This is a genomic window from Arthrobacter sp. USHLN218, assembly GCF_037144715.1.
Taxonomy (GTDB): domain Bacteria; phylum Actinomycetota; class Actinomycetes; order Actinomycetales; family Micrococcaceae; genus Crystallibacter.
In genome coordinates this window covers 263,178-287,387 of record NZ_JBBCYT010000004.1, presented here as the reverse complement: position 1 = coordinate 287,387, position 24,210 = coordinate 263,178, and the positions used below count along the sequence as shown (strand labels likewise).

Below are 24,210 nucleotides of genomic sequence, written 5' to 3'. Positions count from 1 at the left end.
TAGGGATGGAGTTTGAGGAAACCCGGGGTAGAACCTGTTAAAAGGCTGAAAATCCAGGTTTCTTGAGTGCCAGCGGCCGGTCGAATAGCTCGTTTCACCTTGAGTTCACGGGCAATTGGCTTTCCGGACGGGCTCGGCTGTGAATATCGCGAAGGGGGAAACAGCCACCACGACGAAGGATTCCAAACAGCATGCCATCCCGCTTGACCACGACCCTGACCAGTTCCGCGGCCGCCGCCGCCGTCGGACTCACCCTGTTCGCGGCGCCCGCCACCGCGCAGGAGGCCGAAGCTCCGGCGGAAGCCGCCGCGGAAACCTCGCCGCTGATCATCGGGCACCGCGGTGCGGCCGGCACCGCACCGGAGAACACCGTCGCCGCCTTCAAGGATGGCCGTGCCTCCGGCGCCGACTTCTTCGAGATCGACGTCCAGCTGAGCAAGGACGGCGTGCCGTTCCTGTTCCACGATGACACCCCGGCCCGCACCACCAACGTGGAAGAGGTCTTCCCGGAGCGCGCCAAGGATCCGATCACGTCCTTCACCTGGGCCGAGCTGCAGCAGCTGGATGCCGGCTCCTACTTCGGCGAAGAGTTCGAAGGGGAGCGCATCCCGCACCTGGACGACGCCGCCGAGGTCGCCACCATGAACACCGGCGTCTACATCGAGATCAAGTCGCCGAAGAACTCTCCCGGCGTGGAGCAGCTTGTCGCCGATGAACTGCGCACCGACGCGAAGTGGACGAAGCTGGTCGCCGCGCACAAGATCCAGGTGCTCAGCTTTGACGAGGCCTCCAACCGGAAGTTCGCGGAGATCGCCCCGGAGATCGAGCTGCAGCAGCTCTCCAGCACCGTTCCCGCCAAGTCGGTGCTGGATTCCTGGGCCGCCTTCGCCGACTCGGTCGGCACCAACTACCGCACATTGACTGAGCAGAACGTCGCGGATGCCAAGGCCGCCGGCCTCATCATCGGCGTCTACACCGCCAACTCGCCGGAAGCCGTCCAGCACTCCATCGATCTTGGCGTGGACGCCGTCACCGGCGATTTCCCGATCCAGACCATGCGCTACGTGGACGGCCGGAAGCCGTTCCCCGCCAGCACCGGGATCGAGATCGAAGGCTCCGTCAACAACCCGGCCGGCGACGACGTGCAGGCCGAGACCGGCGAGCACGTGGTCCTGCGCAACACCACGGACCGCAGCGTCGACGCCAGCGGCTACATCCTCCGCGACGCCGCCAACAACATCCTGGCCGTCGGCGAGGGCTACGTGCTGGAACCGGGCGCCGAACTGCGCGTCTATACCGGCCCGGGCACCAATTCCGCCGAGGCCTACTACAACGGCGGGGACGCAAACGTCCTGAACAACACGGGCGATTCGGTTGCGCTGTGGTCCCCGCAGGGCACCCTGCAGGACGTCTTCGCGAACTAGCGGCAGCCGCCTCACCCAGTTCCACTAACGACGGCGGCGTCCGCCCGAAGTTCCTTGCCCACCTCTAAAGGTTGCGGGGGAGCGGAAGGCGGCCGCCGCCGCTACTTGATGCGGCGCGGCAGGCCGGTGCGGGCCATCGCGTCGCCGTAGGCGTCCTTCATGTCGCCCAGCCACTGGGCCTGGCGCTCGGCGGAGCCGGCGAAGGAACGGCCGCTGAGGGCACGGACCTTGTAGGTCTTGAAGCCGCGGCGCCACAGCAGCGGCGCCTCGGTCTTCAGCAGCTGTGCCGCCAGCCGCTGGGCCTCGCTGCCGTGGGCGACGAGCGCGGAGGCGCGCGGCACCAGGGCCAGGAACTTCAGCAGCGGCTTAAGGCCCGCCGTGACCTGCTGGGGCGAGAGCTTGCCATTGGGCTGGCCGGGCACGAACCAGGGGTGCACGTTCCAGGGCATGACGTACTCGGGCCGCAGGCCCAGCTGCCAGTGCACACCCAAAAGGCGCGTCGCGGCGTCGTCGTCACCGGCCGTGATGAAGCCGGAAGGAGAGGCGCTGCCGATGTTCGAGAACAGGCTGATGACCCGGCATTCCTCCACGTTGTGCCCGGGGTCGACGTACGGAACCTCGCTGCCCGGCTTCTGCTCCTGCAGGCTGTCGCAGAGCTGGTTCACTGCGGCCACGTTCGGGTCGTAGCGGCGGTCGAAGAGCTGGTCGTGGAAGGACTCGGTAGCCAGGGCTGTCATGAAAGTGAGGTATCTCCTTGCGCCGTGCCGGGCGGCTTGGTGCGCACCGCTGCTGGGCATGCGGACGCGCGGTGGAATGTTTTTGGGGCTTAGCTAGTCTAGCAACCGATCTCAGAGCAGGATCCGCAGCGGTTCCTCCAAGGTTTGCTTCAAATCCCGCAGGAACCCCGCGGAGACGGCGCCGTCGAGCACCCGGTGGTCCGAGGTCATGGTCAGGCGTATCACAGTGCGCTCGCGCAGGGCGCCCTCCTCCACGTAGGGCTCGGCCATGCTCGCGCCGACGGCCAGGATGGCGGCCTCCGGCGGATTGATCACTGCCGTGAACTGCTCGATCCCGAACATGCCGAGGTTGCTGAGCGTGAAGGTGCCGCCGCTGAATTCCTCGGGCCGGAGCTTGCCGGCGCGGGCCTTCTCCGCCAGTTCCTTGCTCTCGCGCGCCAGCACCGCCAGCCCCTTGGCGTCGGCGTCCCGGATGACCGGCACGATCAGCCCCGCCTCGATGGCCACGGCCATGCCGACGTGCACGTGGTGGTGCTGCAGGATCCTGTCGCCGGCCCAGGACGAGTTGACCTTGGGGTGCCGGCGCAGCGTGACCGCCACCGCCCGCACCAGCAGGTCCGTCACACTGATCTTGACGCCGTCCTCGGCCAGCCGCGCGTTGATGTCCGCCCGGAAGGCCAGCAGCGGATCCGCCGTCACGGGAATAGTCAGGTCGAAGTGCGGGACGGCGGCGCTCTCCGTCAGCCGGCGCGCGGTCGCCTTGCGCATCTGGGTCAGGGGTATCTCGGTGGCGTCAGCCGCGGGCATGGTTCCCGCGGCCGGCACCGCGGCGGCGGCGGGACCGGCGACGACGGCGGGCGGCGGGGTTCCGCCCGCGGGCGCGGCTGCGGGGCCGGTTCCGGGGGCGGCGGCCGGCGGGGCCTGGGGTGCACCGGCGCCCGGCGGGGAGGCTGCCGCCCCTCCGGCGGCCCGGGCGGCGATGGCGGCGTCCACGTCCTGCCGCACCACCCGTCCGCCCGGTCCGGAGCCGGCCAGGGTAGCCGGGTCGATGCCGTGCTCGCGGGCGATCTTGCGGGCCAGCGGGGACATCGGCACACGGGCCCCCGGCTCCCGCGCAGCCTGGCCTTCGGCCGCCGCAGCCCGTCCGGCGCCGCGCTGTCTTATGCCGTTTTGTCCTGCGCCGCCTTGTCCCGCGGCCGCTTCTCCGGCGCCAGGCGGCTCTGCCGCTCCCTGGCCGGGCTCGGCTTCCGCCCCGACCCTCTCCTGCGCCGCACCCTCGGTGACGGACCCCGCCGCGGCGGGCGCCGCCGTCGTTGTTCCGCCGGTTCCGCCGGCGCCGGAGCCGATCAGCGCGACCACCTGGCCGATGGGCACCGTGGCGCCCTCCTCGACCAGCAGCTGTTCGATCACGCCGTCCTCGAACACCTCGAGCTCCATGGTGGCCTTGTCCGTGTCGATCTCGGCGATGACCTCCCCGGCCTTCACCGCGTCCCCCGGCTTCTTGGTCCAGCGCGCGATGACGCCTTCTTCCATGGTGTCCGAGAGCCGCGGCATGAAAATTTCCGACATGGCAGTCACCTAACTGTGGAAACCGGTTGCGGCCAGGACTTCGCGCACCACGCGCACTAGATCCTCGGCGTCGGGCAGGGCGGCGAGCTCGAGCGGCTTGGCGTAGGGCAGCGGCACCTCGGCCGCGGCGACCCGGCGGACCGGGGCATCGAGGTAGTCGAAGGCGCACTCCATTAGGGTTGCAGAGATTTCGGCGCCGATGCCGTAGCTGAGCCAGTCGTCCTCGAGCACCACGGCGCGGCTGGTCCTGCGCACGGATTCGCAGAACGTGGCGCGGTCCAGCGGGCGCAGACTCCGCAGGTCCACGACCTCCAGCGAGACGCCTTCTTCGGCGAAGCGGCGGGCCACCTCGAGGGCGATCAGGGTGCCGCGCGAGTAGGTGATGACCGTCAGGTCCGTTCCTTCGCGGACGACGGCGGCGCGGCCGATTTCCGCGATCTGCTCGCCGTCCGGGACGACGCCTTTGGTGTTGTAGAGGGCGAGGTTCTCCAGGAAGATGACCGGGTCGTCGTCCCTGATGGCCGCGGTGAGCATGGCCTTGGCGTCCGCGGGCGTGGACGGGGCGATCACCTTCAGGCCCGGTACGTGGGCATACCAGACCTCGAGGTTCTGCGAGTGGGTGGCCGCCAGCTGCTGGCCGCCGCCGCCCGGGAACCGGATGACCATGGGGACGGGCGTCTGGCCGCCGAACATGCCGTAGATCTTGGCGCCGTGGTTCACGATCTGGTCGATCGCGATCAGGCTGAAGTTCAGGGTCATGATTTCGACGACGGGGCGCAGGCCGAGCATCGCGGCGCCGATCGCCGCGCCGACGAAGCCTTCCTCGGCGATCGGGGTGTCGCGGACGCGCTCCGGGCCGAACTCCTTGAGCAGGCCGGCAGTGATCTTGTAGGAGCCCTCGAACTTGCCGATCTCCTCGCCGAGGAGGATCACGTTGGGATCCCGGGTGAGTTCGGCGCGCAGTGTGTCGTTCAGCGCCTGGCGGTAGGTGATCGGGGCGGGCTCGGCGTTCACAGCTCCACCTCCAGCGGGTCGCCCGGCAGGGCCCGCGGCGCGTTGGGCACGTCCTGGGCGTAGGCGAAGTCGAAGAGCTCGGACGGAGCGGGATCGGGGGAGTTCTCCGCGAAGGCGACGGCGGCACTCACCTTCTCCTCGGCGTCGTCCTCTATTTCCCTGGCCGCCTCCTCGGTAAGGACGCCCGCCTGGAGCAGCCGCGCGCGGAACGCCGGCACCGGGTCGGCGGCCTGTGCGGTCTCCACCTCGGACGGGGAACGGTACTTGGCGGGGTCGACGACGGAGTGGCCCTTGAGCCGGTAGCTCATCAGCTCGAGCAGGCCCGGCCGGCGCTCCTCGCGGGCCCGGGCCAACATGGCCTCGGCTGCCTGCCGGACGGCCACGGGATCATCCCCGTCCACGCGCTCGCCGGGAATGCGGTAGGAGGCGCCGCGCTTGTAGAGGTCCGGCTCGCCCGAGGCCGCCTCCACCGCGGTGCCCATGCCGAGCCGGTTGTTCACGATGGCGTAGACGATGGGCAGTTTCCAGATGGCGGCCAGGTTGAGGGATTCGTGGAAGGCGCCGATGTTGGTGGTGCCGTCGCCGAGCTGGCAGAGCACAGCCCCGGCTTCCGGGCCCGCCGCGGAGCGGTAGGCCAGGGCGAGGGCGGCCCCGGTGGCCGGCGGGATCTGGCCCCCGACGATGCCGTAGCCGCCGAGCATGTGCAGCCCGGCATCGAACATGTGCATGGAGCCGCCGCGACCCTTGGCCACCCCGGTGGACTTGCCGAACAGCTCCGCCATGACCCGGCCGGGCTCCATGCCGCGGGCCAACGCGTAGCCGTGGTCGCGGTAGGTGGTGAAGAGGTAGTCCTGCTCCCGCAGCGCGGCCATCAGTCCGACGACGGTGGCCTCCTCGCCGAGGTTGAGGTGGCAGTAGCCGCCGATCCTGGCCCGTTTGTACATCTGGTCCGCCACGAGTTCGAACCGGCGGATCAGCACCATCTGCGCGTAGTAGTCCGTCAGTTGCCGGGCATCCTGCACTTCTTCGCTCATGGCCGCTCCCGCGTCGCTACGATTACCCCGGCCCTAGGTCCCGGGCAGCTGCTCCTGCAAGCTGAACTGGTCCGCGCTGCCGCACCTGGGGCATTTTTCCGGAGGCTCGTCGCCGCGGACCGCTTCGCCGCATGCGCCGCAGACCCACTCGGTCGCCATCAGCGCGATGATGTCGCCCTGGCTGACGATCCCGACGAGCTGGCCGCCCTGGACCACCGGTATCCTGCGGAAATGCCGGTCCACTAGCAGCTTGCGCACGGTGTCGACGGAGGTCTCCGGGCTGACCGTGGCGATCTCGCTGCTCATGAGCTGGCCCGCCGTGGCGCCGCTGCGCGCGAGCAGGTCGTATTCGGAAACCAGCCCCATGACGTTTCCGGAGTTGTCCACCACGGGAACGGCGCTGATCCGGTGCCGTCGCAGGAGCCCCGCCACCTTGTCCACCGGCGTCTCGGCCGTGACGGTGACGACCGGGCTGGTCATGATGTCCCCAGCCGTGCTTGCTGCCGTTGTTTCCACGCTGGTTTCTCCTCCCGAACCGGAGTTGAACTGCGGAAATGATGTACCTGGCGCTGGTGCCAAGCCTAGTCCGGTTGCCGTGGAGGTCAAGGGCAGAAAGTGGAGGTCAAGGGCAGGGCGGGAGCCTCCGCCTAGGGCCGGCCGGCGGTGCTGCGGCCGTCGCGGAGCGCCAGCGCCGCGGCGTTCGCGCCCACGATGAGGGCGATGCCGAGCCAGTGCACGGCGTTGAGCGTCTCGTGGAGGGCGAAGACGCCGACCAGCGCCGCGAAGACCGGATTGACGCTCATTAGGATCCCGAAGAGGTTCGCCGGGAACCGGCGCAGCACGAGCAGATCCGCCGTGTAGGGGACGACGGTCGCCAGGATGCCCGCGCCCACGGCGTAGAGGAGGGTGGCGCCGTCGGGCCGTTGCGTGGCGAAAACGACCACCGCGACCGGCAGGAAGAGGGTGGCGGAGACACCCGCGGCCGCCGCGGTGCCCTGGACTCCCGGGATGCGCGCCCCCACGGTCTTGTTGAGCATGATGTAGGCGGCCCAGCAGCCGGCCGCCGTGAGGGCGAACATGATGCCGAGGTAGTCGGTGGACGCCCCGGGCTGGGTGATCGCCAGGACGCCCGCCGCGGCGGGAAGGGCGCAGGCCTTGGCCTTCCAGTGCCGGGCGCCGAGGATGGCAACGGCCAGGGGGCCGACGAACTCGAGGGTCATCGCCAGTCCCAGGCCGATCCGATCCACGGCGGCGTAGAGGCCAAGGTTCATGGTCCCGAACACCAGGGCCAGCAGCAGCACCGGCCACCATTGCCGGGCGGTGAAGGACCGCAGCCGCGGCCGGACCACCGGGACCAGCACGGCCGCGGCGATGAGCTGGCGCACCGCCACGACCCCCACGGGGCCGAGTACCGGGAAGGCCAGGGAACCGCTGGCCGCACCCAGCTGGTTGGACAATGCGCTGCCCATCAGGGTCGCGACGCCGGTCCGGCGTCCCCGCGCGAAGGATTCGTTCTGCTCCATGCGCCGAGTGTCCTCCGCCGGCAGCTACTCGCATAATGCATGGACACGGGTCTCTATGCGCGGCACGCATAGATAAACTCGTGGCATGGACGTTGAGCTGCGCCACCTGCGGTCCTTGATCGCCGTCGTCGAGACCGGAAGCTTTACCGACGCCGGGATCGAACTGGGGATCTCCCAGGCCGCGGTTTCCCGGAACGTGGCCGCGCTGGAGCGCGCCCTCGACGTCCGGCTCCTGCACCGCACCACCCGCAGCGTCGAGCCGACCGCGGCGGGGGAGCGGGCCATCCGGAAGGCCCGTCGGGCGCTGTCGATCATCGCCGACCTCCAGCAGGAGGCGGCCGGTGGCGGCGGCACGGTCCGGATCGGGTATCCCTGGTCCGCGCTGGGGCGGCATACCCAGGAGTTCCAGCGCCGGTGGGAAGCCGTGTTCCCCCACAGCGAGCTCCGGCTGGTCAGGACCAACACGCCCACGTCCGGACTCGTCGAAGGCACCAGCGACTTCGCCATCCTGCGCCGGGTGCCCGACACGTCCGCCGTGGACCTCGTGCTGATCGGGCACGAGCGCCGCTACTGCGCGATGGCCTCACGGGATCCGCTGGCCGGCAAACGGACCGTCTCGCTGGCGCAGCTGGCCGACGCGCCGGTGGCCATCGACCCGAGGACCGGAAGCACCAGGCTGGATCTCTGGCCCGAAGGCCGGCGGCCGCCGGGGACCGTCTTGATCGAGGACATCGACGACTGGCTCACCGTCATCGCGACCGGAGCCGCCCGCGGTGTCACCGCCGAATCCACGGCGTACCAGTACCGGCGGCCCGGCCTGGTCTACCGGCTGGTGCGGGATGCCCCGCCGCTGCCCGTCTACGCCGCGTGGTCCAAAGCGGATCCGCCCCCGGCGCGCAAAGACGTCGTCGAACTCCTCGCCGGCTTCTACGCCTGAGCGCTCCGAACCGGGCCGAAGCTCCTCGTGCCTGCAGCTGCCGTGACCCTCGCCGCCAAGCCTTGACTGATACCCCCTAGGGGTATAAATTTGCCAGTACCGGAAACCAGCGTCCGAGCCTCACCGGCCCCAACGCAGTGAAGGTCCTCACCGCCGCGGCAGCGGAGCGCCATTCACAGCGGCCTGGCGCTCCCGATTCCCGCGCCGTCAACGCATGTTGCGTGAGGAGACCGAGTCATGAATACCGCGCATTCGCACCACGACCATTCCGGGCACAACCATTCCGGCCACGGCCCGGCGATGACCGACCACGACACCCACGGGCAGGCCAGGCCTGCCGGCCCGGTGCACTCGGCGGTGGATGACGAGCATGCCGTCCACACCCACGGCGAGCATGCCGGGCACAGCACGGCCATGTTCAAGAACAAGTTCTGGCTGTCCCTGGTGCTGTCGATCCCAGTGGTGTTCTTCAGCCCGATGTTTGCCGACATCCTCGGCTACACCATTCCGGATTTCCCCGGCGCCGCCTTGATCCCTCCGGTGCTCGGAACCGTCATCTTCGCCTACGGCGGCACCCCGTTCCTGAAGGGCGGGCTGAGGGAGCTCAGGTCGCGCCAGCCGGGCATGATGCTGCTGATCGCGATGGCCATCACGGTCGCCTTCGCCGCCTCCTGGATCACGACCCTGGGGATCGGCGGCTTCGACCTGGACTTCTGGTGGGAACTGGCGCTGCTGATCGTGATCATGCTGCTGGGCCACTGGATGGAAATGCGCGCCCTGGGTTCCGCGCGGGGCGCCCTGGATGCCCTGGCCGCCCTGCTTCCGGATGAAGCGGACAAGATTAACGACGACGGCGGCGTCACCACGGTCCCGGTGGCCTCCTTGGGCACGGGCGACGTCGTGCTGGTGCGCTCCGGCGCCCGGGTGCCCGCGGATGGGCGGATCATCCACGGCGAGGCCGAGTTTGACGAGTCGATGATCACGGGCGAGTCCAAGGCGGTCGGCCGCGGAACGGGTGACACCGTGGTCGCCGGCACCGTCGCCACGGACAACGCCGTTCGGGTGGAGATCACCGCCGTCGGCGCCGACACCGCGCTGGCCGGAATCCAGCGGCTGGTGGCGGAAGCCCAGGAATCCTCGTCCCGCGCCCAGGCCCTGGCCGACCGCGCCGCCGCCTTGCTGTTCTACTTCGCGCTGGGCGCCGGCATCATCACCTTCACCGCCTGGCTGCTGCTCGGCAGCCCGGACGAGGCCGTCGTCCGCACCATCACCGTCCTGGTCATCGCCTGCCCCCACGCGCTCGGGCTGGCCATCCCGCTGGTCATTGCCATCTCGACCGAGCGTGCCGCCCGTTCCGGCGTGCTGATCAAGAACCGGATGGCGCTGGAGCGGATGCGTACGGTGGACATGGTCCTGTTCGACAAGACCGGCACGCTGACCGAAGGCGCACACGCCGTCACCGGCGCCGCGGCCGTCCGCGGCGTGTCCGAAGCCGAACTGCTGGCCCTGGCCGCCGCGGCCGAGTCCGACAGCGAACACCCGGTGGCGCGCGCCATCGTCCGCGCCGCCGCAGAGAACCCGGAAGCCCGGGCGCTGGGTTTGGCCGGCAGCAGCTTCAGCTCCCAAACCGGCCGCGGCGTCCGCGCCACAGTGGATGGTTCGGACGTCTCAGTGGGCGGGCCGAACATGCTCCGCGAACTGGGCCTCGCCGAGCCGAAGGACCTGGCAGCGGAGGCCGACGCGTGGCGGGAACGCGGCGCGGGCGTGCTGCACGTGGTCCGCGATGGACGAATCGTCGGCGGGCTCGCCTTGGAGGACAAGGTCCGCGGCGAATCGCGGGCGGCGGTCAGGGCGCTGCAGCAGCGCGGCGTCAAGGTTGCCATGATCACCGGCGATGCCCGCCAGGTCGCCGACGCCGTCGGACGTGACCTCGGCATCGACGAGGTCTTTGCCGAGGTCCTGCCGCAGGATAAGGACAAGAAGGTTATCGAACTGCAGCAGCGCGGCCTGAGGGTGGCCATGGTCGGCGACGGCGTCAACGATTCCCCGGCTCTGGCCCGCTCGGAGGTCGGCATCGCCATCGGCGCGGGGACAGATGTGGCGATGGAATCGGCCGGCGTCGTCCTCGCGGGAAACGACCCCCGCGGGGTGCTGTCGATGATCGACCTGTCCCGGGCCAGCTACCGGAAGATGATCCAGAATCTGGTCTGGGCCACGGGCTACAACATCGTCGCCGTGCCGCTGGCCGCAGGCGGGCTGGCCTTCGCGGGCGTCGCGATCTCGCCGGCCGTCGCCGCCATCCTGATGTCGGTGTCCACCATCGTGGTGGCGCTGAACGCGCAGCTGCTGCGCCGGATCGACCTCGACCCGGAACGGATCCGCTAGGGGCAGCCAAAACGACGGCCGCAGCCCGAAGGCTGCGGCCGTCGTTGTTTTCGCTTACCCCTCGGTCCCCGCTAGGCGCCGTGCGGCGCGAACGTTTCCCGCCGTCGTCGTCCGGCGGATGCCCTGCCCCGTGGTCGCGGGGCAGGGCAGCCTTGGAACTTAGAGGCCGGCGAGCAGGTCCTTCATCTTGTCGATTTCGGCCTGCTGGTCGGCAACGACCTTCTTGGCCAGCTCCACGGCGTCGGGATCGGATCCATTGGCAGCTTCCTGCTCGGCCATGGTGATGGCGCCCTCATGGTGCTCGACCATCTGCTCCAGGAACATGCGCGAGGCGTCCGTTCCCTGGGCTGACTTGAGCTTGCCGAGGTCGGCGTCGCTCATCATTCCGCTCATGCTCGAGTGGCTGCTGTGGTCGCTGCCGCCGGCCATCATGGTCGGCTGTCCCCACGCTTCCAGCCAGCCGTGCATCGTCTCGATTTCGGGGCCCTGGGCCGCCTTGATGTCTTCGGCCAGCTTCCTTACGTCGGGATCGACGCCGTCCTTGGCGAGCATCATTTGGCTCATGTTGACGGCCTGGTCGTGGTGGGGGATCATCGCCTGCGCGAACGCGGCGTCCGCCGGGGCTGCGCCCGTGCCGGGGGCGGACTGGGTCGCAGCCTGCGTGCCGGTGTCCGGAGCGGCGGAATTGGGACCGGCATCCGACCCGCATCCGGAAAGGAGCAGGGCGGCGGCAACGGCGGAGGAGGTGATGACGGCATAACGCTTCATGGCGGTTGGTCCTTCGTGAATCTTGGGTATGTCTGTCAGGGCCGCACGCGCATGGCATGCGGACATAAGCCGGTCCCGCGAGGGGATCAAGCAAACGGCCTATGTGCGGCTGACGGACAGCTCAATCAAGGAAGGAGGCCTTGGCGCGGCCCGGATCCACGTTGGAGAAGGCGGGGGCGCGCGCAGCCCGTGGCTGCCGCTTTCATGATGCCGCTGCAGCAGGAAAGCCAGGAGCCATCCGGTCAGCACCACCAGGAAAACGCACGCGGCCTGCATGGTGTGCTCGCCTCCGCAGGGGCCCGAGCACGTTGCGGAATGGAGGTCCTGTCCCGCAACCGTGAGCGCGGCGGCATCCACGGTGCCCTGGGCGGTGTGGATGCTGCCGGGGGTGTGCGGCGTGCCGTGTCCTGCGTGGGAGTCGTGCGAGCCGCCGGCGTCGTGTGAAATGGCCTGGCCCGAGGCCATCGAGGCATGTCCGGATGCGGCCTGATGGGCAATGCCGAGGGCGTGCATCCCGAGGATTCCGGCCATGACGGCCAGCAGGCAGAGCAGGAGCATTAGGCCGTGCGGCATAGGCGCAGGCCGGCGCTGGAGCACGAACATGTAGTCCGCCATGCCTGCCTTCCTGCTAGCCGGAGTGCACCTTCCTCAAGCAGGCAGCGGCCAGGCCGCCGACTGCCACCCTTCGCCTATCATACCCGGCAGGGGTATCCAGTTCCATCTGGCCCCGGGTTCCGGCATCCCTGGCCCGGGGCCCGGGGTCCGGGTCCCGGCATCCCGGGTCTCGGGATGCCGGGACGCCGGAGTGCCTGAGTGCCGTGTGCCTCCGCGTCAGCGCCGCCCGGACGCGTCGGACTTCCGGAGCGCATTTTCGACGGCGGCCAGCAGACCATTGAAGCGCGGGTCCCCTTCGAGGTCCTCCAGCAGGACCGGCTGTCCGGCCGAGTCGCCCAGCGGCACTTGCCAGTTCGGGTACTGCTCGGTGGTGGTGCCGGGCTGGTTCTGGACCCGCCGGTCCCCGGTGCCGTCCACCAGCGCGACGCACAACAAGACCGACGGCGTCTGGGCCAACAGCACGTGCAGCGCCTCGATCTGCTGCTGTTCGGTCGCCTCGCCGTCCGGCAGCAGGCCGCGCTCGCGGGCAACTTCCAGCACGGCGCTCACAGATTTCCGGTGCGCGGCCAGTTCTTCGGCCGCGCTCTGCTGGAGCAGGCCGAGTCCGTCCCGTAGGGCCACGTGTTCGCCGGACAGGTAGCCGGCGGTCGGCGGCAGGTCGTGCGTGTTCACGCTGGCCAGGCACTGCGTCCGGTACCTCTCCGGCGGCAGGGGAGCGCCGCCGTCGTTCTCGAACCACAGAATGGAGGTGCCCAGGATGCCGCGCTCCGCGAGGTAGTCGCGCACCCAGGGCTCGAAGGTGCCCAGGTCCTCGCCGATCACCACGGCGCCGGCGCGCTGGGCCTCCAGCGCCAGAATGCCGATCATCGCCTCGTGGTCGTAGGTGACGTAGGCGCCGTCGATGGGCAGGTTCCCCTCCGGCACCCACCAGAGCCGGAACAGGCCCAGGATGTGGTCCACCCGGACGCCGCCGGCGTGGCGCAGCACGGTGCGCAGCATGTTGCGGAACGGCACGTAGCCGGCCTCGGCCAGCCGCTTCGGATGCCACGGCGGCTGCGACCAGTCCTGCCCCAGCTGGTTGTACATGTCCGGCGGCGCCCCCACGCTGACCCCTGGCGCCAGCACGCCGCGCAGCATCCACGCGTCCGCGCTGGACAGGTCCGCGCCAACCGCCAGGTCGTGCACCACGCCCAGCCGCATCCCGGCCAGCTTCGCCGCACGCTGCGCCGCCTCGAGCTGCTCGTCGCACAGCCACTGCAGCCACATGTGGAAGCCGATCCGCTGGGCCAGCTGGCGCCGCTTCGCCTGCGCGGCCGCCGTATCCGGGGCTGCAGCCGGGTCGCGCCAGGACGGATCGTCCGCGGGCGTCTGCTCGCGCAGGGCGCACCACAGGGCGAAGTCCTCCAGCCCGGCGCCGCTGTCCCGGACGAACGCGCGGTAGGCCTGCTCGCGGGCGGGGGAGCGCCCGGCCTGGTGGAGCAGCTCCAGAGCCTCGAGCTTGAGTTTGTACACTTGGTCCCGGTCCAGCAGCTCGGCGCTGCGGTTCAGCCGCTGGGCCTTGGCCGACAGCTTCTCCACCTGCTCCCGCTGCTTCGGCTCCAGGTAGGCCAGTTCGTCGATGGCCTCGATCCGCAGGTAGAGCGGGTTGAAGAACCGCCTGGTGGAGGGCGAGTAGGGGGAGGGCTGCAGCGGCGGGGCCGGCTCGGCCGCATGCAAGGGGTTGACCAGCACGTAGTCCGCGCCGCGTTCGGCACTCAGCGCGGCCAGGTCCGCCAGGTCGCCGAAATCCCCGATGCCCCAGGAACGACTGGAGCGGACCGAATACAGCTGCGCGGCCAGGCCCCAGCCGCGGCGCTGCTCCAGCATCCCGGTTGTGGCCAGCCGGTCCGGCACCACGATCAGCGCGGTCCGCGCCGCGGCGCCCTCGATCTCGGCGTGCAGGGTGTGCCAGCCCAGCGGCAGGTCCCGCGGCAGGGCGAACGTGGCGCGGACCGTCGGCACGCCCTCCACCTCGCGCGGCTCCGCCCCGACGTTGCGCTGCCGGGCGGCATGCTCCTGTCCGTCCTCGGTGACGATCCGCAGCTTCACCGCCGTCCCGTCCGGCACATGCACCGGGACCAGGGCTTCCTTCCCCGCGGTGACAACGACGGCGGGGGGCAGCATCCGGCGCCAGTCCTCCAGTTCCGCCTCGGCGAGGGATCCGTCCACCAGCTCGGGGGACGAGGCCGGAACGCCGAGGGCGGCCAGCACCTTAACCAGCGTCTCCGGGGCCACCTGCTGCGGCGTCCCGTTCCAGCCGGTGAAGGTGGTGCCGACGCCGTGTGCCGCGGCCAGCCGGTGCAGCTTGGCGAGGTCTGGGTCGAGGTGGGCGTCAGCGGAAGCGCTGACGGGGGACGCGGGGTTACTCATCAAGTCCGCCTTGTCTGCCGAGGATCGCTGCATGCATGTGCCGGAGCGCTCCGGGCACCTGGTTCCGATTATGTCAGCGCGCACTGACAGTGGAAGAGCGGGGAAGAAGATGACGTCCAATCTGCCGTGCGGCCGGCGCCGGCGGGAGCTGGGGCGACACTCGAGGACGATCTGTCCCGAAACCATCACGGTCCCGGCCCTGTGGGCCCATTTATTGTGGCGACAGTTTCCGCTACCCGTTTCACTGGTCGGCCTGGAGGCGAGCTGTGAGGCCTGCCCGACGGTTTCTGTCTCCCAAAGTGAGGTTTCTTGCGAAGGCTCCTTCGTGAACTGATTGCGCTCGCTCGTCTTGCAGCATCCGTTTTCCAAGGCCTCGGTCTAAGCCCCGAATATTGTCAGAGGCAGCTCTTAGTGTTGGTGCATGGAGGACTTCGGGAAGCATCGGTCGGGGAAGTGGCAGGTCAATGCCGGCTTCGATGCTGTCCGGGGTGGGCGTTCTTCTCGTTTTGAGTATCACTTGCATAGGGCGCTGCTGGAGGAGTGCCTGCGGCGGATGTATCCGGACCTGGCCCCTGGTGCCGGACAGCAACTGCGTGTCGTGGAAGATCCAATCTTCGGTACCGTTCACATCGCGGGCCTGGAAGCCCCTGACACGGCTCCGGGCGCGCCCGTGGAAAACCCATCTGCCTCCGCTGCCGCGCCGGAGTCACCGCACGCTTCCCCTGTTTCCGGTTCTGCCCCTGCCGTTGGCGGCGCGAATCCAAGCCATTCGGAGTCCGATCCCGCGGCCGGCGATGCCCGGCCTGCCGAGTCAGATGAAGCCGGGGCCGTAGCAGGGCCACCTCGTGAGCCGGGCGGTTCCGGTGCGGTGGAGCCGGTTTGCGGTGATCCCGAGGCTGCCTTCGGGCCGCCGGCGGATGGGGGCGGGGATGGGGTGCCGGATTGGGCGTTGTCTCCGGCGCAGCGGGCGAAGCGGGAGCAGGCCAGGGAAGCGGCGAAGCCGAAGCCGCCGGCGCTGGTGGAGCACGGGCCGGTGGAGTGGTTCCAGGCCTGGCGGGACATCACACCGGCGGACCTGGCCGTGGTGCTGGCCCGGCAGGATCTGGCAGGGTTGGCGGACGGGGTGCTGCTGGAGTACCTGGCCGCGGTGGAGAAGGTGACCGCGTCCTGGCACGCGCAGCGTGTCCGGGGTTTGGGCGAGTTCGCGTCCCGCCGGACCGAGCCCGGGTCCCCGCTGATGGGTGCGGAGGGCCATGACCGGGGCACGGTGCGGGAACTGGCCGCGCACCTGCACCAATCCCAGAAAACCCTGGTCCCGGAACTGGCCGACGCGGTCCAGCTCTGCGCGCACTTCCCGGACACGATGGCGGCGATGGGTGAGGGGCGGGTGGACCTGGGCCGGGCGACCGCGATCGTGCGCGGCTCCCGCGACCTGCCCGCCGCGGTATTGGGCGAGTACGAGCAGGCGGTGCTGCCCGGGGCGGAGCACGTGGTCCGCGAGACCGTGCAGGACCGCGCCCGGGCGGCCCGGCACCGGCTGCACCCGCAGACCCTTCAGGAGCGGCATGCCCGGGCGATGGAGCACCGCGGGGTGTGGTTCCGGCCGCAGGAAGACGGGATGGCCGAACTGTGCGTGCAGACCGGCGCCGACACCGCGATGAGTGTCTATAGCCTGGTGCAGGAGCACGCGAAGCACCTCAAAACCCTCGACGGGGAAACCCGCACCCTGGCCCAGCTGCGCGCCGACGTCTTCACCGACCTCTGCCTCCAACCCCCGGTCACCGCCGCAACCGCGGGTACCGGTGACTACAGCAGCCACGGTGAAGGCAGCCCCGGAGCCCCTGCTGAAGCTGCTGCCCAAGCCGCCGGTACGGCTTTCGGGCCGGCGGCCGGCTCTGCCGTCAATGGCGGGAGCCAGGCTTTCGGGCCGGCGTCGGCCGGTGCTGCCGCGGCCGGGCAGGGCGGGCTCTACGGTCCGGCCGCCGCCGGGACCGGGTCCGCCGCCAGCGGTACCGCCGGCACGGCCGACGGGGCAGCGGGTGCGGCGGTGGAACGCAGTGTCGGTGAGGCGTGGGGCGGCGGGAACGTGAAGGCGTTCGTCGCGGTGACGATTCCGCTGGCCACCGCGGCGGGCGGGGACGAGCCGGGCGAGCTGGCCGGGTACGGGCCGATCCCGCCCGGCATGGCCCGCCGGCTGGCCGGGTACGGGCCGATCCCGCCCGGCATGGCCCGCCGGCTGGCCGGCCTGGCGAAATCCTGGCTGCCGGTCATCACCGACGAACACGACCAGGCAGTCATCGTGGCCCGCGAGATGCGGCATCCGCCCGAATGGCTCAAACGCCAAGTCCGGCTACGCGACGAAACCTGCCGCGGGCTCGGCTGCCGCACGCGCTGGAAGCACTGCGAACTCGACCACACCCAGGCGTGGGAACACGGCGGCAAAACCGAACTCGATAACCTCGTCCTGCGCTGCAAACCCGACCACCTGGCCAAACACAACGACGGCTGGCACACCACCCAACAGCCCCACGGCGTGATCCGCCACCAAACCAAAACCGGCCAGACCTACACCAGCTACCCCGACGGCTCCTGGATCAGCCACGGCATCACACCACCCCCGCCCCCGCCACCCGACCCCTTCAACGACACCACACCACCACCCTTCTAAGCGCGCGGGGAGCTCCGGTGCGCCGGGAGCTCCGGTAAGCGGGGAAAGGCCCGCGTCCTCCTACGCCGGCGCACCACAACAGCGGGACCCGCGCTCCGGAGGTGCGAATAGCGGTCCAACCGAGGCGCACGGACAGGCTTTCTAGTCGGGAAGCGCGAGCGGAAGTCCAGCCGGGAGGCAGGCCTAAAGGCCCTGCCGGGATGCGCGGCTCCGGCGAGTTCCCAGGCGGGCGTACGCTGGGCCGGCGCTGGCACCCTCCGGGAACTCAGCCGCTCAGTCCGTGAGGCGGGGGCGGCGGGACCACCGGGCGGCTTTGAGGGCGAGGTGCAGCTCCAGCCGAGTGTGGCCTTTGAGGGGGTCGGCGCCGATGATGGAGCGGACTTTGGCCAGCCGGTTATAGACGCTGCTGCGATGCAGGTGCAGGCCCGCGGCGACGTCGGCGACCGAGCCGTCGGTGTCGTAGAGCAGCTCGAGGACGGGCAGCAGTTCGCCGTTCCGGTCCCGCTCGGCGAGTTCGCGGTAATGCACGGACCCGGTCGGCAGCAGTCCGCGCGATTCGGCGAGGAACTGGTAGACGCCGGTGTCGCGGTAGTCGACGAGCTGCCCTACGCGCGGATCCACGGAGGCGGCCTGCACCGCCGTCGTCGCTTCCCGGTACGCGGCCGGCAGCCGGCGCAGGTCGGTGAAGGGTTCGCTGAGCCCCAGCATGTCGGGCCGCTCGGGGTGCCCGCCGCGCAGCGAGATTTCATGGCCGTAGCGCTGCAGCACTTCCTGGTGCTCTGAGCGTCCGGCCAGATCGCGGAAGAGCAGTACGGCGTGCTGCGGGGCGCCGGCGCTGAGGAGCGCGGGGCGGATGCCGACGGTGGCCTGCAGGGCGGAGACGCGCTGAAGCAGCACGGCCGCCTCCGGATCCGCGAGTTCGGCCATCGCCACGTCCGGGTCATCGATGCGCTCCATGACCACGCCGAGGGCCCATGGCTCCCGGCCGCCCACTTCCGGCCAACCGGCCACGTCCTCGATGGCGGCGCTGTCGCCGGCGCATGCGGCGAGGAATTGCGTTTCGCGGCGCCGCCGGGCTTCGGACTCGGGGGTGTTGGTGTCCAGCAGTTCCTCGGCCAGGCCGTCCATGAGCGGCCGGACCTGCGGCAGCGCGGCCAGGATCGAGTCCGGTGCTTCGCCGGGTTCCTGCAGGACCCAGAGGTAGCCGACGCGGAACCCGCGCACCAGCAGCGGCACGCAGACGCGGCCGAGCATGCCAAGCGATTCGTTGGCGCCGACCACCACGGGCCGCACGGCGGTGGCGATGCCGTGGCTGAGCTGCCAGGCGCTGACGTCTTCGGGCACCTTCTTGGTGAGCAGGAAGTTCACCCGCACCGGGTCCGCCGAGGCGCGGTGGCTGCTGTATGCGATCAGGTCTCCGTCCAGGTCCTCCACGGAGACCCCGTGGTCCAGGGTTCGGGCGATCGACTCGACGGCCTGCTCGGTGGTGAGGTTCTGCACGCACTCTCCTGTAGAAACGGCTCGGGCCGACAAGCTGCCGGTCGACGGCGGGCGGGGGAGTGGCCCGGGCCACGTAGACAACGGGCGACAGTTGCTGCGCCGCGACTCGACAATTGTCGATTGCAGGTTCCAGCATAGCTGTGGTAGCCGTCACAACGGGCGTTCCGCCGCTCAAACCGGCTATGGCCCGATTCTCCGCGCGGATCCGCGGATCGAGGCGGCTTCGGGAGCGGACGACGGCGGCAAGTTGCCTCACGCTGCCACAACCGGTGCCGCGGTGCCCCGCGAAGGGGCGCGGCCGGCGTCGTAATTTCCGCCCCTACAGTTGATGCACGGCCGGTTCCGGCACAGAATCCCACCCACAAATACGGAGGCACCCCGATGATCATCGGCGTTCCCAAGGAAATCAAGAACAACGAATTCCGCGTGGCCATCACGGCCTCCGGCGTGCACGAACTGCGCGGCCGCGGCCACCAGGTGCTGATCGAGGCCGGCGCCGGCGTTGGCTCCAGCATCGAGGACGCCGAGTACGTCGCTGCCGGTGCCGAGATCGTGGCCGGCGCGGACGAGGTCTGGGCCCGCGCCGAGATGGTCATGAAGGTCAAGGAGCCGATCGCCTCCGAGTACCGCCACTTCCGGGACGGGCTGGTGCTCTTCACCTACCTGCACCTGGCCGCCGAACCGGAGCTGACCCGCGCGCTGCTCGACTCCGGCGTCACTGCCATCGCCTACGAGACCGTGCAGACCGCAAATGGTGCGCTGCCGCTGCTCGCCCCGATGAGCGAGGTGGCCGGACGGCTCTCCGTGCAGGTTGGCGCCACTGCCCTGACCAAGCCCGCCGGCGGCCCCGGCGTGCTGCTCGGCGGCGTGCCGGGTGTCCGGCCGGCCAAGGTCACCGTGCTGGGTGCGGGCGTGGCCGGCACCAACGCGGCCGCGATGGCGCTCGGCCTCGGCGCGGACGTCACCATCCTGGACATCAATGTCAACCGCCTGCGCGAGCTGGACGCCCAGTACTCCGGCCGCCTGAAGACCGTGGCCTCCAACAGCCTCGAGGTCGAGCGCTCCGTGGTGGAGTCGGACCTGGTGATCGGCTCCGTCCTGATCCCGGGCGCGAAGGCTCCGAAGCTGGTCAGCAACGAGCTGGTCGCGAAGATGAAGCCGGGCAGCGTCCTGGTGGACATCGCGGTGGACCAGGGCGGCTGCTTCGCCGACAGCCGGCCCACCACGCACGAGGATCCGACCTTCACCGTGCACAACTCGCTCTTCTACTGCGTGGCCAACATGCCGGGCGCCGTCGCGAACACCTCCACCTACGCACTGACCAACGTCACGCTGCGCTACGCGGCGCTGCTCGCCGACCTGGGCGTCGACGCGGCGCTGGCCAAGGATCCGGCGCTTGCCGCGGGCCTGAACGTCTCGGCGGGCCAGGTCCGGCACCGCTCGGTCGCCGAAGCCTTCGGCCTTGAGCTGGCGGAAGCCGGCGTGCTGGTCAACGCGTAGGACTTGGCTCCTTCGCGAGGACTCGACTCCTTCGCATAGGCCCAACGTCACGGGGCCCGCAATTCAATAGATCCAACACGCCGCGGGGCGGGTCCACTGAACACGGTGCATCCGCCCCGCGGGCTTTTGCGGTCGGGCTTGTCTGGCCGCGTTCCCGGATGCAGTTGTAAGATTGTCTGCAATGGACAGGCGGCGGCATTCGGCGCCTGCCAAGCAGCCAATGCCGAGAGCAAGGAAGCCCATGGCACATCGATTCATCGAGCCGCTGGTCCAGGAGTCCACGCCGGCCATCATCGCCCGGAAGCTGCGTTACGCCATCGGGCACGGCGAACTGCAGCCTGGACAGCAGTTGGGGGAGGCGGACCTGGCTCGCGAGCTGGGCGTCAGCCGGGGCCCGCTGCGCGAGGCGATGCAGCGGCTGACCCAGGAAGGCCTGCTGGTCAGCATACGGAACCGCGGCATTTTCGTGACGGAACTCGGCCCGGAGGATATTGCCGACATGTACCTGGCGCGCACCGCCGTCGAGCGCGCCGCCGGGCTGAAGATCATCGAGGTTGTCGGCATCCACGAGAAGGTGGCCGCCGCGTTGCGGACCGTGACGGACAAGATGGCGCAGGCCGTCGCCGCCGGCGAGCGGGGCAGCGTCCTGAGCGACCTGGACATCGAGTTCCACGAACTGCTGGTCAGGATGGCGGACAGCGGCCGGCTCTCGCGCATGCACCAGACGCTGATGACGGAGACCCGGATGTGCATGGCGGCGCTCGAGGACACCGGCTACACCCCGGAGGACCGGCTGGCCGAGCACGAGGCCATCGCGGACGCGATCGGGACGGCGAACGTGCCGCTGTTCCACAAGCTGCTGGCCCACCACATGGATGACGCGGTGGAAAAGATTTCCAGCAGCATGCGGGCGCTGGAGAATGCGCCGGAAAACGCAAAGGTGGATGTAACGGAGAACGCGCCGGAGGGCGCAATGGAGAACGACGGCGGCGTGGTGCCGGCGGCGGCTGCGAAAGGGGCGGCGGCGGAGCCGGTAGCGTAACGGTCGGCGCCGACGGCACCGACGGGGCGGGCAGAGCCGACGGAGCTGACGCTCCGGGCAGCCGGAAGGCATAGGCTCTGGGTGAACCGGAACCACGAGATAACCGGAGGCGGTGAGCCTGATGGGCAGGGCGTCTGACGAATACAAGCGGCGGCTGGAACGGGCTGCCGAGGTGCGTTCCGTGCGTGCCTCGGGCGGCAGCGCTGCGGAAGCGCAGGCTGCGGCCGCGGAGGAGGAGCTCGAGGAGAAGCGGCGCAAGCTTGGGAGCGCTGCGAGGGCCGACTACCTGATCCGCGACGCGATGGCCCGTGGTGAGTTCGACAACCTGAAGTACGCGGGCAAGCCGATCCCGGGGCTGGGGCAGGGGAACGATCCGGACTGGTGGGTCAAGGGGCTGATCCAGCGCGAAAACCTGACCGGGCTGGGGCCAAAGGCGATCCTGCTGCGCACCGAGGATGTGGAACTCGACGGCACGTTGGACCGCGTGTACACGGAGAAGCAGGTCCGCGAGATCGTCGAGGACTTCAACGCAAGGGTCATCGATGCCCGGCGCCAGCTCCAGGGCGGGCCGCCGGTCATCACCAAGACGCGCGACGTGGATGGGGAGGTCCGGCGTTGGCAGGAGCGCCGCGAGGCCCGCCGGGCGGCGCTCCCGCCGGAACCCGAGCCGGAGCCCAAACGTCCCTGGTGGCGGCGCCCGCGGCGCGGGGACCGGCGCGGGGACCGGCGCGGGGACTGACGGTGCACGGCTGACGGCGCACTGCTGAGAGGGCGGGACTGGCGCAGGACCGGCGGGCTGCGGCGTGTGGCCGGGCCGGGTCAGGGCAGCCGCGTCTTCCTGAGCAGGGCTTGGGCGCCGGCTTGTCCGGGCTCCAGCGGGACCGGGCTCAGCAGCGTGGCCGGGCCGCGGCGCAGGATGCCGCCGGTCAGTGGCTGGCAGCGGATGCCGCCCCGTCCTCGCATGGCGGCGTGGGCTCCGGGGGCGAGCATCCGGTCCATCCAGGCGCAGGGGTGGGCCTGCCGGCCGCCGCGCAGGGTGACGGAGCCGCCGCCGGATTCCAGGGTGAATTCCTCGCCGACCAGCGGGGCGAGCTGGGCGCCCCTGAGGACCACATTGCGCCGGGCCAGGAGCGGGTCGAAGGGCGCCGCCTCCAGCTCCGCGGCGATGGATTCGAGGGACTCGACGGCCATGAGCGTGACCGCGGCGTCCATGTGCGCGGCCTTGCCGAAGAAGCGGTCGCCGACGATGCCTTTCCCCGCGACCACCTCGACCTGCTCGACGTCCGAGGTGGGGACGTCGGCGGCGCCGTCCCGCGCGCGGCCGAAGTATGCATGGGACGGGGAGACCAGCAGGTGCAGGATCTCCACTGGGTATGCGAACGTCGCCGTCATGACACCCAGCTTAGGACGGGCTGACTGCGGGTAGGTCAGCCTGGCGGAACGCGCGGCGTGGCGGGCTCGGCGAAAACATCCGGCGCGGCGGGCACGGCGAAGCCCGCCGCCGATCCGTGTCGGGATTGGCGGCGGGCTGTCGGGCCGACGCGTTGTGGAAGGCCTCGCGGCGGGCGTCGGTCCAGGCGTTGTGGAAGGCTTCGCGCCGGGCTGTCGGCCTCAGGCGTTGTGGAAGGCCTCGCGGCGGGCACGGGCGTCCTCGCGGTTGAGCTCGACGTGGCGGAGGCTGGGTAGCCCGGTGGATTCCGGGACGCCGGGGAGTTCCTCGCCGCGCAGTGTGGCCTGGGAGGTCTCGCGCATGCAGAGGATGCTGACGAAGCCGATGATGCCGGCGATGGCCATGTACCAGCCCGGCACGAGCTGGTTGCCGGTGGTTTCGATCAGCTGGTTGGCCACGGTCTGGGACGGGCCGGCGAAGAACGCCGTCGAGAAGTTGTAGCCGATGGCGAAGCCGCTGTAGCGCACGGCCGTGGGGAACAGCGCCGGCAGGGTAGAGGAGACGGAGGAGACCAGGACCACCAGCAGCAGGCCGAGGACGGCCAGGCCGAGGAACTGCAGCAGCAGGTTGGGGATGCCGAGGAGCATGATGGCGGGGACCGAGAGCAGCGCATACCCGCCGGCGGCTGCCAGCAGCAGGGGCTTGCGGCCGACCCGGTCGGACAGCGCGCCCATTGGCGGGATCGCCACCAGCATCAGGGCCATGATGCCCACGAGCATCCAGTTGCCTTGGGCCGTGCTGTGGCCCAGCTGGCCGCTGAGATAGGTCGGCATGTAGCCGAGGATCAGATAGAACGCCACATTCAGCAGCACCACGAAGCCGGCGAGGACCAGGATCTGGCGCCAGTTGTTGACGATCACGTGGCGCAGCGGGGAACCGGTGGTCTCGTGCTGCGCGGAGGCCTCGGAGAAGACCGGCGCTTCGCCCAGCCGGGTGCGGATCCACAGCGCGGTCAGGCCGAGCGGGATGGTCAGCAGGAACGGGATGCGCCAGAGGCCGTCCTGGACGGCCTGCTCGCCGGCGACGGTGATCAGCGTGGTGCAGACGACGGCGGCCAGCATGAAGCCGACGGTGGTGCCGAACTCCAGGAAGGAGCCGAGGAATCCGCGCCGGCGGTCCGGGGCGGATTCGGCCATGTAGACGGCGGCGCCGCCGTACTCGCCGCCGGCGGAGAAGCCCTGGACCAGCCGGCAGAGCAGCAGCAGGACCGGGGCCAGGGCGCCGACGGTCTGCAGCGTGGGCAGCAGGCCGATGGCACCGGTGGCCAGCGTCATCATCATCACGGTCAGGACCATGACCTTCTGCCGGCCGACCTTGTCGCCGAGCGGGCCGAGGATGATGCCGCCCAGCGGGCGGACCAGGAAGGACAGCGCGAGGGTGGCGAGGGTGAGCGTGACGCCGAGGCCGCCGTCGCCTTCCTCCGAACCGAAGAAGTTCACCGCCATGAAGATCGTCAGATAGCCGTATACGCCATAGTCGAACCATTCGACGGCGTTGCCCAGGGCCGAGCCGAGGATGGCGCGGTTGAGCGTGCGCTTGCCCTCGGGCGTGCCTGGTTCGGCGCCCGGCGCCGTTCTGGGCTCCGGCTGGTTGTTGCGCAGGGATTCGGAAGTGCTCATGAAGTGCTCCTTCACT

At 70.1% G+C, this 24,210-nt stretch carries 19 protein-coding genes; 7 read left to right on the top strand and 12 right to left on the bottom strand.

Annotated features, from left to right (window positions below; genetic code table 11):
- Positions 1 to 191 precede the first annotated feature (191 nt).
- A complete protein-coding gene (locus WFH44_RS11165) occupies positions 192 to 1,424 on the top strand; it encodes a glycerophosphodiester phosphodiesterase family protein (protein ID WP_336713945.1) in 1,233 nt (410 codons plus the stop codon).
- Positions 1,425 to 1,525: 101 nt separating this feature from the next.
- On the opposite strand, the gene WFH44_RS11160 is transcribed toward WFH44_RS11165, so the two are convergent.
- The 6 genes from WFH44_RS11160 to WFH44_RS11135 form a co-directional block, all read right to left on the bottom strand.
- A complete protein-coding gene (locus WFH44_RS11160; protein WP_336713944.1) occupies positions 1,526 to 2,161 on the bottom strand; it encodes a uracil-DNA glycosylase in 636 nt (211 codons plus the stop codon).
- Positions 2,162 to 2,272: 111 nt separating this feature from the next.
- Positions 2,273 to 3,730 carry a dihydrolipoamide acetyltransferase family protein gene (locus WFH44_RS11155; RefSeq protein ID WP_336713943.1) on the bottom strand — a complete coding sequence of 486 codons (1,458 nt, stop codon included), beginning with the start codon at positions 3,728 to 3,730 and terminating at the stop codon, positions 2,273 to 2,275.
- A 9-nt stretch (positions 3,731 to 3,739) separates the two neighbouring features.
- Positions 3,740 to 4,744, bottom strand: coding sequence for an alpha-ketoacid dehydrogenase subunit beta (locus tag WFH44_RS11150; protein ID WP_336713942.1), 1,005 nt, complete (start codon positions 4,742 to 4,744; stop codon positions 3,740 to 3,742).
- Positions 4,741 to 5,778: a pyruvate dehydrogenase (acetyl-transferring) E1 component subunit alpha gene (gene pdhA, locus WFH44_RS11145; protein ID WP_336713941.1), complete on the bottom strand. Its 1,038-nt coding sequence runs from the start codon at positions 5,776 to 5,778 to the stop codon at positions 4,741 to 4,743. The genes WFH44_RS11150 and pdhA overlap by 4 nt, the downstream gene beginning before the upstream one ends.
- Positions 5,779 to 5,811: 33 nt before the next feature.
- A complete protein-coding gene (locus tag WFH44_RS11140) occupies positions 5,812 to 6,294 on the bottom strand; it encodes a CBS domain-containing protein (RefSeq protein WP_336713940.1) in 483 nt (160 codons plus the stop codon).
- Positions 6,295 to 6,425: 131 nt separating this feature from the next.
- The gene (locus tag WFH44_RS11135) at positions 6,426 to 7,301 is read right to left on the bottom strand and encodes an EamA family transporter (protein ID WP_336713939.1); all 876 of its coding nucleotides are present in this window, start codon (positions 7,299 to 7,301) and stop codon (positions 6,426 to 6,428) included.
- Positions 7,302 to 7,386: 85 nt separating this feature from the next.
- On the opposite strand from WFH44_RS11135, the gene WFH44_RS11130 reads away from it, so the two are divergent.
- Together WFH44_RS11130 and WFH44_RS11125 are read left to right on the top strand one after the other, a co-directional pair.
- Positions 7,387 to 8,238, top strand: coding sequence for a LysR family transcriptional regulator (locus WFH44_RS11130; protein ID WP_336713938.1), 852 nt, complete (start codon positions 7,387 to 7,389; stop codon positions 8,236 to 8,238).
- Between the two features lie 237 nt (positions 8,239 to 8,475).
- Positions 8,476 to 10,623, top strand: coding sequence for a heavy metal translocating P-type ATPase (locus tag WFH44_RS11125; protein WP_336713937.1), 2,148 nt, complete (start codon positions 8,476 to 8,478; stop codon positions 10,621 to 10,623).
- Positions 10,624 to 10,782: 159 nt separating this feature from the next.
- Here WFH44_RS11125 and WFH44_RS11120 read toward each other — a convergent pair whose 3' ends face one another.
- The 3 genes from WFH44_RS11120 to malQ form a co-directional block, all read right to left on the bottom strand.
- Positions 10,783 to 11,391: a DUF305 domain-containing protein gene (locus tag WFH44_RS11120; RefSeq protein ID WP_336713936.1), complete on the bottom strand. Its 609-nt coding sequence runs from the start codon at positions 11,389 to 11,391 to the stop codon at positions 10,783 to 10,785.
- A 99-nt stretch (positions 11,392 to 11,490) separates the two neighbouring features.
- A complete protein-coding gene (locus WFH44_RS11115) occupies positions 11,491 to 12,006 on the bottom strand; it encodes a hypothetical protein (RefSeq protein WP_336713935.1) in 516 nt (171 codons plus the stop codon).
- Positions 12,007 to 12,222: 216 nt separating this feature from the next.
- Positions 12,223 to 14,415 carry a 4-alpha-glucanotransferase gene (gene malQ, locus WFH44_RS11110; RefSeq protein ID WP_336713934.1) on the bottom strand — a complete coding sequence of 731 codons (2,193 nt, stop codon included), beginning with the start codon at positions 14,413 to 14,415 and terminating at the stop codon, positions 12,223 to 12,225.
- Between the two features lie 949 nt (positions 14,416 to 15,364).
- Here malQ and WFH44_RS11105 point away from each other — a divergent pair.
- Positions 15,365 to 17,083: an HNH endonuclease signature motif containing protein gene (locus tag WFH44_RS11105; RefSeq protein ID WP_336713933.1), complete on the top strand. Its 1,719-nt coding sequence runs from the start codon at positions 15,365 to 15,367 to the stop codon at positions 17,081 to 17,083.
- 273 nt (positions 17,084 to 17,356) lie between these two features.
- Here WFH44_RS11105 and WFH44_RS11100 read toward each other — a convergent pair whose 3' ends face one another.
- The gene (locus tag WFH44_RS11100) at positions 17,357 to 18,583 is read right to left on the bottom strand and encodes a PucR family transcriptional regulator (RefSeq protein WP_336713932.1); all 1,227 of its coding nucleotides are present in this window, start codon (positions 18,581 to 18,583) and stop codon (positions 17,357 to 17,359) included.
- 381 nt (positions 18,584 to 18,964) lie between these two features.
- On the opposite strand from WFH44_RS11100, the gene ald reads away from it, so the two are divergent.
- The 3 genes from ald (at position 18,965) to WFH44_RS11085 (ending at position 21,864) form a co-directional block, all read left to right on the top strand.
- On the top strand, positions 18,965 to 20,083 hold the full coding sequence (gene ald / locus WFH44_RS11095; RefSeq protein WP_336713931.1) for an alanine dehydrogenase: 1,119 nt from the start codon (positions 18,965 to 18,967) through the stop codon (positions 20,081 to 20,083).
- A 241-nt stretch (positions 20,084 to 20,324) separates the two neighbouring features.
- Entirely contained in the window at positions 20,325 to 21,125 is an 801-nt protein-coding gene (locus tag WFH44_RS11090; RefSeq protein WP_336713930.1) for a GntR family transcriptional regulator, read from the top strand.
- Between the two features lie 121 nt (positions 21,126 to 21,246).
- On the top strand, positions 21,247 to 21,864 hold the full coding sequence (locus WFH44_RS11085; RefSeq protein ID WP_336713929.1) for a J-domain-containing protein: 618 nt from the start codon (positions 21,247 to 21,249) through the stop codon (positions 21,862 to 21,864).
- A gap of 80 nt (positions 21,865 to 21,944) precedes the next feature.
- Here the strand turns inward: WFH44_RS11085 and WFH44_RS11080 are convergent, their stop codons facing one another.
- Entirely contained in the window at positions 21,945 to 22,517 is a 573-nt protein-coding gene (locus WFH44_RS11080) for an MOSC domain-containing protein (protein WP_336713928.1), read from the bottom strand.
- Between the two features lie 219 nt (positions 22,518 to 22,736).
- The gene (locus WFH44_RS11075) at positions 22,737 to 24,194 is read right to left on the bottom strand and encodes an MFS transporter (RefSeq protein WP_336713927.1); all 1,458 of its coding nucleotides are present in this window, start codon (positions 24,192 to 24,194) and stop codon (positions 22,737 to 22,739) included.
- Positions 24,195 to 24,210 lie beyond the last annotated feature (16 nt).